The 13304-nt window shown below is 45.8% G+C and carries 11 protein-coding genes; 1 reads left to right on the top strand and 10 read right to left on the bottom strand.

Annotated features, from left to right (window positions below; all coding sequences use genetic code 11):
* Window positions 1–79: 79 nt before the first annotated feature.
* The 10 genes from KFE26_RS08930 to sdhC form a co-directional block, all read right to left on the bottom strand.
* On the bottom strand, window positions 80–577 hold the full coding sequence (locus KFE26_RS08930; RefSeq protein WP_212600187.1) for a GNAT family N-acetyltransferase: 498 nt from the start codon (window positions 575–577) through the stop codon (window positions 80–82).
* A 95-nt stretch (window positions 578–672) separates the two neighbouring features.
* Complete coding sequence (gene rnk, locus KFE26_RS08925) at window positions 673–1080, bottom strand: nucleoside diphosphate kinase regulator (protein ID WP_028759704.1); 408 nt, start codon at window positions 1078–1080, stop codon at window positions 673–675.
* Between the two features lie 400 nt (window positions 1081–1480).
* The gene (sucD, locus tag KFE26_RS08920) at window positions 1481–2353 is read right to left on the bottom strand and encodes a succinate--CoA ligase subunit alpha (RefSeq protein WP_028759703.1); all 873 of its coding nucleotides are present in this window, start codon (window positions 2351–2353) and stop codon (window positions 1481–1483) included.
* A complete protein-coding gene (gene sucC, locus KFE26_RS08915; RefSeq protein ID WP_006081976.1) occupies window positions 2353–3519 on the bottom strand; it encodes an ADP-forming succinate--CoA ligase subunit beta in 1167 nt (388 codons plus the stop codon). The genes sucD and sucC overlap by 1 nt, the downstream gene beginning before the upstream one ends.
* A gap of 105 nt (window positions 3520–3624) precedes the next feature.
* Window positions 3625–4815 carry a 2-oxoglutarate dehydrogenase complex dihydrolipoyllysine-residue succinyltransferase gene (gene odhB, locus KFE26_RS08910; RefSeq protein ID WP_105252694.1) on the bottom strand — a complete coding sequence of 397 codons (1191 nt, stop codon included), beginning with the start codon at window positions 4813–4815 and terminating at the stop codon, window positions 3625–3627.
* 31 nt (window positions 4816–4846) lie between these two features.
* On the bottom strand, window positions 4847–7678 hold the full coding sequence (sucA, locus tag KFE26_RS08905; protein ID WP_212600186.1) for a 2-oxoglutarate dehydrogenase E1 component: 2832 nt from the start codon (window positions 7676–7678) through the stop codon (window positions 4847–4849).
* Between the two features lie 214 nt (window positions 7679–7892).
* A complete protein-coding gene (locus tag KFE26_RS08900; protein WP_028759701.1) occupies window positions 7893–8600 on the bottom strand; it encodes a succinate dehydrogenase iron-sulfur subunit in 708 nt (235 codons plus the stop codon).
* An 11-nt stretch (window positions 8601–8611) separates the two neighbouring features.
* Entirely contained in the window at window positions 8612–10378 is a 1767-nt protein-coding gene (gene sdhA / locus KFE26_RS08895) for a succinate dehydrogenase flavoprotein subunit (RefSeq protein ID WP_011847025.1), read from the bottom strand.
* Window positions 10379–10726 (bottom strand): succinate dehydrogenase, hydrophobic membrane anchor protein, encoded by a 348-nt coding sequence (gene sdhD / locus KFE26_RS08890; protein ID WP_028759700.1) that lies wholly within the window; start codon window positions 10724–10726, stop codon window positions 10379–10381.
* Window positions 10720–11115, bottom strand: a complete 396-nt coding sequence (gene sdhC / locus KFE26_RS08885) for a succinate dehydrogenase, cytochrome b556 subunit (RefSeq protein WP_012089416.1) — start codon at window positions 11113–11115, stop codon at window positions 10720–10722. The genes sdhD and sdhC overlap by 7 nt, the downstream gene beginning before the upstream one ends.
* Window positions 11116–11529: 414 nt before the next feature.
* Between sdhC and KFE26_RS08880 the strand changes: the two genes are divergently transcribed.
* A complete protein-coding gene (locus tag KFE26_RS08880; protein WP_105252697.1) occupies window positions 11530–12816 on the top strand; it encodes a citrate synthase in 1287 nt (428 codons plus the stop codon).
* Window positions 12817–13304 lie beyond the last annotated feature (488 nt).

The raw sequence follows: 13304 nt of genomic DNA, 5'->3' as shown, positions 1-13304 counted from the left end.
GCCATTGTGTTTATAAAGAATTAAGCAAAAAACCAGCCTAAGGCTGGTTTTTTATTGGATGATGTTTACGGGCAAACCGCTATAACACCTTGGCGTAGATATTCACTTTATGGCCCATAAACTCATTTTGCTCACGCCAATGCATGCCCACACGCTTAGCCACGCCTTCAGAACCGAGATTCCCTGCTAAGATAAGTGCAATCGTCTGATCAATACCAAAACGTTTAAATTCGGCTAATGCAGCAAATGCGGCCTCAGTACCAATTCCTGTTCCCCAATACTCAGGGAAATAACGATAACCCAGTTCGACTTCGCTGAATTCTGGAATAAATTTCGGACCACAAAAACCAATCACCCGCTTATCGACTTTATGCTCTACCGCCCAACGACCAAAACCATGTTGCTGATAATCGACTTGGATCACCTTGTGAAACAACTCAACCGCCTGCTCGCGAGCTGTAAATGCCGCGGTGGGAATGTATTTCAGCATCGCAGCATTACTGTTCATCAAATAAAGCGCTTCACAATCTTGCTCAGTAAATGGTCGAATAATTAACCGTTCAGTTTGGGTTATCATCTTTGCTCCTTCAAAAATGGCACTTAAAAATCAACCAATGGTTCGCTTAAAGTGCACTGGCGTAACGTCAACGACACTACGCCAATACCTCAAGCTTAACGGTGGAAATCACCACTGCGTTCAGGTTGATACAGGATTTCCTCAATACGCACTTTTACCATAGAACCACCCGGACCTGGCCATTCAATTTCATCACCTTGAGAGAGCCCTAATAATGCGCTGCCCACCGGCGCCAAAATAGAAATCGTGCCCGCGCCGTTCACGTCTTTTGGATACACTAAACGTAAACAGAAAGTCTCATTACTGGATGAAACGCTAAACTTCACTTCTGAATTCATGGTCACCACATTCGCGGGCACCTGTGATGCAGGCACAATATCGGCTCTGTCTAATTCAGCCTCCAATGCCGCTTTGCCCGGAAACGCATTTGCCGGCAGTGACTCCAATAATCGCTCTAGTCTTTCTAAGTCAATTTCCGAAATAATGATTTTAGGTGTTTTCACAGTTTTTCCCTCGTAAAAAAATGTGATGTTTAAGCCGTTACTGTGGCTAACATCGACTCTGTTGCTTACCCTCCCCCAATGCGATAAGCCCCATAAAACAAATACGCTCGCAACGATAAACTGCAACCGTGTTAAATAAATTTGAGTTCAAGATTTTTTGCAGAACAGCACTGAAGCCATAAGCACTTAGCTCATGGTTAATGGCTCTACTCACATTATCCTCGCCAATGACACAGACGAGCGCGTAGTAGAGAAGCATCAATCTAACCCGTAGAAGAAAAAATATCTAGTCTTCATGGTGTTAGCTCAATCCCATTCCTGTCATTTACAGCGATTCGCTGCCGAAATTACAGCCAATAAAAAAGGCGCCTTAGGCGCCTTTTATATTCGAAAGGTTAGCTTACCAACCTGTACGAATACGCAGCGCTTTGCCGATATCAGCAAGCGAGCGGACAGTTGTTACGCCCGCTGCTTCTAATGCAGCAAATTTGTCTTCTGCAGTACCTTTACCGCCAGCGATAATCGCGCCAGCATGGCCCATACGCTTACCAGCAGGTGCAGTGACACCCGCAATATAAGACACAACAGGTTTAGTCACGTGTGCTTTAATGAAAGCCGCCGCATCTTCCTCAGCGTTACCACCGATTTCACCGATCATAACGATCGCTTCAGTCTGTGGATCGTTTTGGAACATTTCCAGTACATCAATGAAGCTAGTACCTGGAATTGGGTCACCACCAATACCTACGCAAGTAGATTGGCCGAAACCTTCATCCGTTGTTTGCTTAACCGCTTCATAAGTCAGAGTACCTGAACGAGAAACGATGCCCACTTTGCCTTTTAAGTGGATGTGACCTGGCATAATGCCGATCTTACATTCACCTGGGGTGATAACACCTGGGCAGTTAGGACCGATCATGCGAACGCCAGTTTCTTCAAGCTTCACTTTAACTTGCAGCATGTCCAGTGTAGGAATGCCTTCAGTGATACAAACGATAAGCTCAATGCCACCGTCGATAGCTTCAAGAATGGCGTCTTTACAAAATGGTGCAGGTACATAGATCACAGAAGCAGTCGCGCCAGTAGCAGCTACAGCGTCTTTCACAGTGTTAAACACTGGCAGACCTAAGTGAGTTTGACCGCCTTTACCAGGAGACACACCGCCCACCATTTGCGTACCGTAATCGATAGCTTGTTGTGAGTGGAATGTACCTTGACCGCCAGTGAAACCTTGGCAAATTACCTTGGTATCTTTATTGATTAAGACAGACATTATTTGCCCTCCGCAGCTTTAACAACTTGCTCAGCCGCGTCAGTCAGACTGGTAGCTGCAATGATATCAAGACCTGATTTAGCTAATACTTCACGGCCAAGTTCAGCGTTAGTACCTTCTAAACGAACCACAACAGGTACTTTAACGCCCACTTCTTTAACAGCGCCGATAATACCTTCTGCGATCATGTCACAACGTACGATACCGCCGAAAATGTTAACCAGAACCGCTTTCACATTGCTGTCAGACAGAATGATTTTGAAAGCTTCTGCTACACGTTCTTTAGTCGCGCCGCCGCCTACGTCTAGGAAGTTCGCTGGCTTGCCACCGTGCAAGTTAACGATATCCATAGTACCCATAGCCAGACCAGCACCGTTCACCATACAGCCAACGTTACCGTCTAATGCTACGTAGTTCAGTTCGAACTTAGCAGCGTGAGCTTCGCGGGCATCATCCTGTGATGGATCGTGCATGCCTTTGATTTTTGGTTGACGATAAAGTGCGTTACCGTCGATACCGATTTTACCGTCTAGGCAGTGTAGGTTGCCTTCAGTGGTAATAACCAGTGGGTTGATTTCAAGCAATGCGAAATCATGATCAACGAACATAGTCGCCAGACCCATGAAAATCTTAGTGAACTGCTTCATTTGAGTTGGGTTTAAACCTAACTTGAAGCCAAGATCACGTGCTTGATAGCCTTGTGGACCAGTCAAAGGATCTATGATTGCAGTGTGGATGAGTTCTGGCGTTTCTTCTGCCACTTTCTCAATTTCAACACCACCTTCAGTCGACGCCATGAACACTACGCGACGAGTCGCGCGGTCAACAACGGCACCTAGGTACAGTTCGTTAGCAATGTCGGTGCAGCTTTCTACTAAAATTTTAGCAACTGGCTGACCTTTCTCATCAGTTTGATAAGTCACCAGATTTTTGCCTAACCAGTGTTCGGCAAAGGCTCTGATTTCTTCTTTATCGCCAGTGACTTTAACGCCACCCGCTTTACCGCGGCCGCCTGCGTGTACTTGACACTTAACAACCCATAAATTTCCGCCAATATGGCCTGCCGCTTCTACAGCTTCTTGGGCTGTATCACATGCAAAACCTTCTGACACTGGTAAACCATATTCGGCAAATAAGGATTTTGCCTGATACTCATGCAAATTCATGATGATCTATCCGTATACTTCTAATCAAATCCAACTGGCCCGTTTGGGCCAGTCACGAGGGTATGTCTGGCTATTTCTTTAAGCGCAATCTCTTATCGAGTTGTGTTACAGATCAAGCAGCAGACGAGTTGGGTCTTCTAGGAAGTCTTTAATCGCAACCAAGAAACCAACAGACTCACGGCCATCAACAATACGATGGTCATATGAGAGTGCTAGGTACATCATGGGCAGGATTTCAACCTGACCATTGACTGCCATTGGGCGATCTTTAATGGCATGCATGCCTAAAATCGCACTTTGTGGCAGGTTAAGGATCGGTGTAGACATCAGTGAACCGAAAACACCACCGTTAGTCACAGTGAAGTTACCGCCAGTCATGTCAGCCACAGTCAGCTTACCGTCACGGCCTTTAAGGGCTAAGTCACGAACTGCTTTTTCGATTTCAGCTAAGTTCATGGTATCAGTGTCACGTAACACTGGTGTTACCAGACCACGTGGTGTTGATACTGCGATGCTGATGTCGAAGTAGTTGTGATAGACGATATCATCGCCATCAATAGACGCGTTGACTTCTGGGAAACGTTTCAGCGCTTCAGTCACGGCTTTGATGTAGAAAGACATAAAGCCTAAACGGATACCGTGGCGCTTTTCAAAGATATCTTGGTATTGCTTACGGATATCCATGATGGGCTTCATGTTCACTTCGTTAAACGTCGTGAGCATAGCGGTAGAGTTTTTCGCTTCTAACAAGCGGTTTGCGATTGTCTTACGCAGACGTGTCATTGGCACGCGCTTCTCGCTACGGCCAGCCGCTAACGGAGCTACAGCAGGTGCTGCTGGTGCCGCTGCTTTAGGCGCAGACTTAACAAAGGCTTCAACGTCTTCTTTAGTAATACGACCACCCACACCAGTGCCTTTTACTTTGCTGGCATCAACATTGTGCTCAGCCAGTAAACGGCGTACAGATGGGCTTAACGCATCACTGCTTTCATCGCTGGTTTCAGCTACAGGCGTTGCCGCTTCAGCTTGCGCTTTAGTGACTTCTTTGCCCGATACAGCACCGGCGATGAATTTAGCGATCACTTGTTCACCCAGAACAGTGGCGCCTTCTTCAAACAAAAACTCGCCAATGTGGCCATCTTCTGGCGCAACCACTTCAAGAACCACTTTATCGGTTTCAATATCAACCAGGTTTTGATCACGAGAAACTTGCTCGCCCACTTTCACATGCCAAGTGGCAATCGTGGCATCGGCAACAGATTCTGGTAGTACGGGTACCTTGATTTCGATACTCATGAAAAACTATCCTTTTATAAAATGTCTATTACTACAGTGCGATTGTAAGTTTCAGGGCACTGTTCACTAAAGATTCTTGCTGATGTGTGTGCAACTCAGGGTAACCACACGCTGGTGCAGCTGACGCTTCACGACCAGCATAAGTTAACTGTGCACCTGCAGGAACCGCGGCCCAGAAATGGTGTTGACTAGAGTACCAAGCACCTTGGTTCTGTGGCTCTTCCTGACACCAAACAAAATCTTTCACATGTTGGTAATCAGCCAAAGCAACGATCATTTCATCATGTGGGAACGGATATAACTGTTCGACACGGATTAACGCTACGTTAGTGATATTTTCTTTACGACGTTTTTCCAGCAGTTCGAAGTAAACCTTACCACTGCAGAAGACAACTCGGTCCACCTTGCTTGCTTCCAACGTATCGATTTCACCGATCACATTTTGGAAACTGCCATTGGCTAATTCTTCCAAGCTTGAAACCGCTAATGGATGACGTAGTAATGACTTAGGCGACATGACGATAAGTGGACGACGCATAGGACGCACCACTTGGCGGCGCAACATATGGTAGACCTGTGCAGGTGTTGAAGGCACACACACTTGCATATTGTGGTTAGCACACATCTGCAAGAAACGCTCTAAACGGGCGCTTGAATGCTCAGGGCCTTGACCTTCATAGCCATGGGGTAACAGCATAGTCAGACCACATAAACGGCCCCACTTCTGCTCACCCGATGACAAGAACTGATCGATTACCACTTGGGCACAGTTAGCAAAGTCACCAAACTGCGCTTCCCAAATAGTCAATCCGCCGGGTTCTGCTGTGGCATAACCATACTCAAACGCCAGTACTGAGGCTTCAGATAATACTGAGTCAGTAATATCAATTGGGCCTTGTTCATCAGCAATATTGCGCAGTGGCATGTAAGTCGTGCCATCGTTTTGATTGTGCAATACAGCATGACGATGGAAGAAAGTACCGCGGCCAGAATCCTGACCTGTAATACGTACACGCTTGTTGTCTTCCAGAATCGAGGCATAAGCCAGCGTTTCTGCAAAACCCCAATCGAGTGGCTTCTCGCCTTTTGCCATCGCTAAACGGTCGCTATAAATCTTAGCAACCCGTGATTGCAATGGATGACTTTCAGGTACATAGCTCAGTTTGTCAGCCAGACTTTGTAAACGCTCAGCCGACATAGAGGCTTGATACGCTTCGTCCCACTCACGACCGATATACGGTGTCCAATCAACAGAATGCAGCGTCATTGGGCGCCATTCTTTAACTACACAATCACCTTGATCTAATGCATCACGGTAATTATTGATAAGACCAGTCACATCATCAGCAGCGATCACGTTTTCAGCGATTAGCTTGTCTGCATAAATCTTACGTGGCGTTGGGTGTTTCTTGATCTTGGCATACATCAGCGGCTGAGTTGCACTTGGCTCATCGGCTTCGTTATGGCCATGACGGCGATAACACACTAATTCAACCACCACATCACGTTTGAACTCGTTACGATAATCAACGGCTAACTGCGACACAAAAGCAACGGCTTCGGGATCATCAGAGTTAACGTGGAAAATCGGTGCCTGAACCATCTTAGCGATGTCAGTACAGTATTCAGTCGAACGAGTATCCGCATGGTTAGAAGTCGTGAAGCCCACTTGGTTGTTCACTACAATGCGAATACTGCCGCCGACTTTAAAGCCACGGGTTTGAGACATGTTGAATGTCTCTTGTACTATCCCTTGACCCGCAATTGCAGAGTCACCGTGAATAGTAATAGGCATGACTTGTAAGCCATCCTTACAACCGCGACGGTCTTGACGGGCACGTACAGAACCAATGACCACAGGGTTAACGATTTCAAGGTGCGATGGGTTGAAGGCCAGTGCTAAATGCACATTGCCGCCCGGCGTTTCAAAATCAGAGGAGAAACCTTGGTGGTACTTAACGTCACCAGAACCGTGGGTATCAGCATGCTTACCCGCGAACTCGTCAAACAGTTCAGCTGGACGCTTACCTAATACGTTCACCAACACGTTCAGACGACCACGGTGAGCCATACCGACGACGATTTCTTTAGTACCGGCTTCACCTGCACGATAAATAATTTCGCGCATCATAGGCACTAACGCATCACCGCCTTCTAACGAGAAACGTTTCGCACCAGGGAATTTAGCACCTAAGTATTTTTCAATACCTTCTGCGGCGTTAAGGCCTTCAAGAATGCGTGTCTTAACACTTTTATCGTAGTTAGCTTTACCTAAGGAAGGTTCGAGACGTTGTTGGATCCAGCGTTTCTCATCGGTATCGGTAATGTGCATATATTCAGCACCGATAGAACCACAGTAGGTGGCTTTCAGCGCTTTTACCAAATCCGCGAGCTTCATGGTTTCGCCACCATGAGCAAAAGAACCTGTATTAAACTCACGTTCCATGTCTTCTTTAGTCAAGCCGTGGAAGGCAGGATCTAAATCAGCTACGGGTTCACGTTTCCACAGTTCGAGGGGATCAAGATTAGCACCTTGGTGACCACGGAAACGATGGGCGTTAATTAATTGCAGGACTTTAACTTGTTTAGCATCCATTTCAGGATCCGTCACACGAGCTGAGCTCTTATGGCGACCTTCTAACGCTAAACTGCGAAAATAATCACGTACTTTTGAGTGAGCAGCTTCAGGCGCATCAACAGAGGCACCGTTCACAGGAGGGAGATTATCAAATACCGCACGCCAATCATCAGCGACTGACTGTGGGTCTTCTTGATAGGCTTCATACATCTCTTCTACGTAGGTCGAATTTGCACCACTTAAGTGAGATGATTCGAGCCAGGCTTTCATGATGCCTTGGTGCATTTCTATTCCTTTCAAACTTTATACACGTGCTTAGCCATAGTATTAAATATGCAGTCTGTAGAGATTACCTTCGACGCATAATTTCTGCCGCCCCTAGATGTCCAGATATACGGCGCGTTGTCTTCCATTACATACGCAAAAGAGTCACCTTCTGCTACCAGAAAGTGACTCTTCAAGAGCTATATTATTATTGGTTTCAGCTCGGGTTCTCGCATTACACTGCTCGCTTCAACAGCATGGACTTAATATGACCAATTGCTTTAGTCGGATTAAGACCTTTTGGACAAACGTCAACGCAGTTCATGATGCCATGGCAACGGAACACGCTATAGGCGTCGTCCAGCTCAGATAAACGTTCTTCTGTAGCTGTATCGCGACTGTCGATCAAGAAACGATATGCGTGAAGCAGACCGCTTGGACCGATAAACTTATCAGGATTCCACCAGAATGATGGGCAAGCCGTAGAACAACAGGCACACATGATACATTCGTACAAACCATCTAAATGAGCACGCTCTTCAGGGGATTGTAAGTGTTCACGAGCAGGTTGTTTCTCATCATTGATGAGGTAAGGCTTGATCTTCTCATACTGCTTATAGAACTGAGTTAAATCAACAACTAAGTCACGAACAACTGGCATACCTGGTAATGGACGTATTTCTAATTTCTTGCCTTTAAAGGTTGAAATTGGGGTAATACACGCCAGACCATTCTTACCATTCATGTTCACGCCGTCTGAACCACACACGCCTTCACGGCATGAGCGACGGAATGACAAAGTCGGATCTTGCTCTTTCAACTTGATCAGTGCATCGAGCACCATCATGTCAGAGCCTTCAGCCACTTCTAAGCTGTAATCCTGCATATACGGTTTAGTATCTACGTCAGGATTGTAGCGATAAACTGCAAATGTCAATTTCATCTTTGCAACTCCTAGTAGGTACGTTTCTTCGGCGGGAATGCTTCACGTAACTTAGGTGCCATGTTCACTGCACGACGATCCATCGTTTCAGTGATTGGGTCAAATAAGCTGTGGCATAACCAGTTCTCATCATCACGCTCTAAATAATCTTCACGTGAGTGAGCACCGCGACTTTCGGTACGGAAGTTAGCCGCATAAGCCGTGGCGATTGCCGTTGCCATCAAGTTATCTAACTCTAAACATTCAATACGTTGAGTATTGAATTCACGAGAGTTATCAGACAATTTAGCATTTGCAAGACGTTCACGAATCACTTTCAACTGCTCTAACCCTTCAGCCATAGCATCGCCACGACGGAATACAGAGAAGTTTAATTGCATACACAGCTGTAGATCCTTACGGATTTGCGCTGGATCTTCGCCATCTTTGTTGCTTTCCCAACGATTCAGACGAGCCAGAGAAGCTTGAATATCTGCATCACTTGCGTCTTTTGGATCGTCAGTCTCATCCAAAGCTTTACCTAAATGCTGACCCGCTGCGCGGCCAAAGACCACTAAGTCAAGCAGTGAGTTACCACCTAAACGGTTTGCACCATGTACAGATACACAGGCAATCTCACCCACAGCGAACAGACCAATAACATCTTGTTCAGTGCCGTCTTCATTCTTACGAATAACTTGACCACTGACCTTCGTTGGTAGACCGCCCATCATATAGTGACACGTTGGTAGTACTGGAATTGGACCATCGGCTGGATCGATATGGGCAAAAGTACGAGACAATTCACACACGCCTGGTAAACGTGCTTCTAATGTTTCTTTACCTAAGTGATCAAGCTTGAGCAAACAGTGTGGGCCTAATGGACCGTCTAAACCACGACCTTCGCGGATTTCAGTCATCATAGAACGTGCTACCACGTCGCGTGATGCCAAATCTTTCGCGTTAGGGGCATAACGCTCCATGAAACGCTCGCCGTCTTTGTTCAGCAGATAACCACCTTCACCACGACAGCCTTCAGTCACAAGTACACCCGCGCCGGCGATGCCAGTTGGGTGGAATTGCCACATTTCCATGTCTTGCATTTGCACGCCAGCACGCATTGCCATACCTACGCCGTCACCGGTGTTGATATGCGCGTTAGTCGTCGAAGCGTAAATACGCCCTGCACCACCGGTCGCAAGAATCGTTGCTTTGGCTTTGAAATAAACGATATCGCCCGTTTCAATTTCAATCGCAGTACAACCCACAACGGCGCCATCATCGTTTTTAACGAGATCTAATGCATACCATTCTGAGAAGACTTGCGTCTTATGCTTAACGTTTTGTTGGTATAAACAGTGAAGCAAAGCATGACCAGTACGGTCGGCAGCTGCCGCAGTACGCGCAGCCTGCTCGCCACCAAAGTTCTTAGATTGACCACCAAATGGACGTTGGTAAATCGTACCATTTTCGAAACGAGAGAAAGGCAAACCCATTTGCTCAAGTTCAATCACGGCTTCAGGACCGGTTTTACACATGAACTCGATCGCTTCTTGGTCACCGATAAAATCGGAACCTTTCACGGTATCGTACATGTGTTGTTCCCAATGATCTTCATGGGCGTTACCTAACGCAACAGTGATACCACCCTGCGCAGATACGGTATGAGAACGGGTTGGGAATACTTTTGATAAAAGCGCACAGCTTTTACCTTCTTTGGAAATCTGCAGCGCTGCACGCATACCAGCGCCACCGGCACCGATCACTACAGCATCAAATTCGCGTACTGGAATACTCACTTAGACACCCCACACAATAACAATGCCGGCCGCTAAATAACAAAATACGGTAACGACAAAGGTGAACTGTAAAACACCACGTAACGACGTGCACTTAACGTAATCTGTCAGCACTTGCCATACACCAATCCAAGCATGTACTAATAAGGCTACCAGCGTCAGAAGTGTAAACACTTTCATTGGCAGAGCACTAAATAGGCCATGCCAGACGTCGTAGGTGAGAGGGGAACTACATGCAATAAAGCCAACCAAGAAAATGGTGTAACAGGCGAGGATCACTGCACTAGCGCGTAGTAGAATATAGTCATGAACACCACTGCGTCCAAAACTTGCTGCATTGGTTACCATACCCAGATCCCCGCTATGATTGAAAAGGCTACCGTTAAGGCAAATACAGCTTTCGCTGATGCGGCACCCGATGACAATTCTTCCCAACGACCGGTATCCATTACTAAGTGGCGCAGGCCACCAAACAAGTGATAGGCCAGTGCAGTCATAATGCCCCACAGGATAAACTTCATCACGAAGTTATCGAATAGAGACTGTACGCCAGCGAAACTTTCAGCTGATGCTAAAGATGAATTTAGCAACCAAATGAGAATGCCAACTGCGAACAGCATGATGACACCGGAAACACGGTGAAGAATTGACACAATCGCTGTTGCAGGAAAGCGAATGGTCTGCAGATCTAAATGGACAGGTCTTTGCTTTTTCACGTTCTGCTCACTCAGCTCCATTGAGCATTTTTTTTGTTATGTGAACCGCTTTTGTACAAACTTTAAACAGGAGGTTGATCACTGCAAAAGTAAACACAAAAGCAAAGTTTAAACAAACAGTTAACTATCTGAGCACGCACTCATTTAACATGTAAACAAAGGGTGCTTTATAATCGTTGTTTGCGGCCCTTATTGGGCGAGGCAAGTATACTCGCGGCAAATGTCAAATACAAACATCACAGAATGCAAATTATGTTTTTTTGACTATTTTTTACTGTAAGTGCCAGTTACAAATAGAAAAGTAAAGGCTTTTATACCATGGTCTAACAAATTTAAACGCTTATTTAAATTGAAATGTGATCTAGAATGGCTGTAAAGTAATGGCGGTTTGACATGCCGCACTCACAGATAAGAACTAAGTAAGGAGAACGGGGTATGGCTGATTTAAAAGCCAAATTAGAATTACCAGGGAACGACTCGATAGAATTGCCAGTAAAGCAGGGAACCGCTGGTTTTGACGTAATCGATATCAGTAAACTTGGCAGCAAAGGTTACTTTACTTTTGATCCAGGTTTTCTTGCGACTGCCTCCTGTGAATCTGCAATTACCTATATTGATGGTGATCTAGGTATATTGTTACACCGTGGCTATCCAATCGATCAACTTGCCGTTGACTCCGATTACCTAGACCTGTGTTATTTGCTGCTTTACGGTGAACTGCCGACCAAAGCGCAATATACTGAGTTTGTACATACAGTTAAAACCCACACTATGGTTCACGAGCAGCTAGCCTTCTTCTTTAGAGGTTTCCGTCGTGATGCACATCCTATGGCCATGTTATGTGGTGTGACGGGTGCATTATCTGCATTTTACCAAGACTCTCTGGATGTTAACGATCCACGTCACCGCGAAATCGCCGCTTATCGCTTAGTCTCAAAAATGCCTACGATAGCAGCCATGTGCTACAAGTATTCTTCAGGCCAGCCATTCGTGTACCCACGTAATGACTTAAGCTATGCAGGCAACTTCTTAAGCATGATGTTTGCTGTACCGTGCGAAGAATACGTCGTGAACCCTATTGTTGAACGTGCAATGGACAGGATCTTCATTTTACATGCAGATCATGAACAAAACGCATCGACTTCAACAGTACGTTTAGCCGGTTCTTCAGGTGCAAACCCATTTGCGTGTATCGCAGCGGGTATCGCATCTCTTTGGGGCCCTGCACACGGCGGCGCTAACGAAGCCTGTTTGCAAATGTTAGAAGAAATCGGTTCAGTAGACCGTATTCCTGAATTCATTGAACGCGCTAAAGATAAAAATGATCCTTTCCGTCTGATGGGCTTTGGACACCGTGTTTACAAAAACTTTGACCCACGAGCCAAAGTGATGCGTGAAACCTGTCATGAAGTGCTGAAAGAACTGAAAGTACAAGATCCACTCTTGGATGTGGCAATGGAGCTTGAGCGCATTGCACTTGAAGACGAATACTTCATTTCTAAAAAGCTGTATCCAAACGTCGACTTCTACTCTGGCATCATTATGAAAGCCATTGGTATTCCAACCAGTATGTTCACTGTGCTATTTGCACTGGCACGTACTGTAGGCTGGATTGCTCACTGGAAAGAAATGTTAGATCAACCAGGCCACAAAATCAGCCGTCCACGTCAGTTATATACTGGTGAAACTGCGCGTGATTTCGTCGCACAAGACAAACGCTAAGTCCCACGACTTACGCATTAAAAAGCGCCTAAGGGCGCTTTTTTCATTTCAAATAATCCTCTTTTAAACTTATACCAATCACATTAAATATCTAATCAGTTCAGAGCCTCACAGGCATTTCAATCCAAGGCGCATTGACGCAGAAAGGGTTATTCCCTTTTAAGTCAATGCAACACCGGAGTGGGATGTCTGTGAGGCTCCCGAAGAGCGGCTGATGTTCACTACATGGCAAAGCGCTTTATACTGCGTTCAAGGCTTTCGACAGAGCACCACTATGCCTTCAAGCCTTCACCTTGTCTAAAGCGCGTTGAACTCCCGCTGAATGTACAGATATTTAATACGATTGGTATTACCTCTCCTGACAAAATACATTGTTGCAATTGCGCACTTGTGTAATCTTAATTAACCGCGCTTAGTTATTCTCATCACTTTTTAAACCTTTTGGCTACATTTAGTAAGAATCACAAATCACACTTAGCCAAAAATAC

This window comes from Shewanella sp. M16 (assembly GCF_018224605.1).
GTDB lineage: Bacteria > Pseudomonadota > Gammaproteobacteria > Enterobacterales > Shewanellaceae > Shewanella > Shewanella oncorhynchi.
The sequence above is the reverse complement of the archived record's forward strand: the minus strand, read 5'-3'. Positions and strand labels throughout refer to the sequence as shown.